At 45.8% G+C, this 976-nt stretch carries 1 protein-coding gene and 1 pseudogene; both read right to left on the reverse strand.

Features of this window, described 5'->3' with window-relative positions:
* Positions 1-624: RadC family protein (gene radC / locus R7O13_RS24825; RefSeq protein ID WP_318304933.1), on the reverse strand; the 624-nt coding region annotated here is incomplete at its 3' end.
* A gap of 113 nt (positions 625-737) precedes the next feature.
* Positions 738-976 (reverse strand): annotated as a pseudogene (locus tag R7O13_RS24830) (chemotaxis protein); the annotation flags it as partial.

Genomic DNA, 976 nt, shown 5'->3' on the forward strand with positions numbered 1-976 from the left:
GAAATGGTCCAAAATACGAATATCCACCAGCGCCAACGCATCAATTAATCGCCTTGTAATCCTGCGGTCTGCCTGGCTTGGCTCGGCGACACCGGACGGGTGGTTATGCGCCAAAATCAAAGCAGCCGCGTTGTGGTGCAGGGCTCTTTTTACTACTTCTCTAGGGTAAACTGATGCAGCATCCAAGGTTCCTTCGAATAAAATCTCATCTTTTATTACTCGGTTTTGGTTATCGAGGAAAAGAATGTAAAAAGCCTCTCTTTGGCGGTCTCTTAATATAGAGGAAAGATATAATTTAGTTTGCTCAGGGCTGGTTAAGGCGTCGCCACGCTTGAGGGTTTCCGCCAAATATCGCTGAGTCATTTCTAACACCGCTTGCAATTGCACATATTTGGCCTGCCCTAACCCTTTATGCTGACAAAACTCTTGTTCTGAAGCAGAGAACAGCTGCCTAAGCGAACCAAAATCTTGAATAAGGAAATCGGCCAACTCAATCACGTTCATGCCTTGCGTACCCGTACGGAGAAATATCGCCAGTAATTCGGCATCGGTTAACGCCTGCGGCCCACGTTGCAGAAGTTTCTCTCGTGGCATCGACTCATTTGGCAAAGCTTTGAGTATCATCGGAACTCTCTTTGAAGATAAGAATCCCTATTCCACAAAACAGAAAGCGAAAGTCGAGGATGACTTTCGCTTTCTTCGTTCCACACTGATTTTATGTGCAATTTAATGGTTCATCAGAGTTTAAAGTTGCCGACCAGATCGTGAATTTCCGTGCCGGATTGTGACAACTGAGTGCTGATCGTTTCTGCGTGTTGCAAGGTATCATTGATGTTGTTGACGATCTGTTGAATCGCCACCAAGTTCTGGTTGATGTCTTCCGCCACCGCACTTTGTTCTTCTGCCGCTGATGCGGTTTGAATTCCCATATCTCGAATTGTACCAATAGAATGGTGAACACCAGACAGAGACTGTT

The sequence above is a fragment of the Vibrio sp. Y176 genome, from assembly GCF_033438945.1.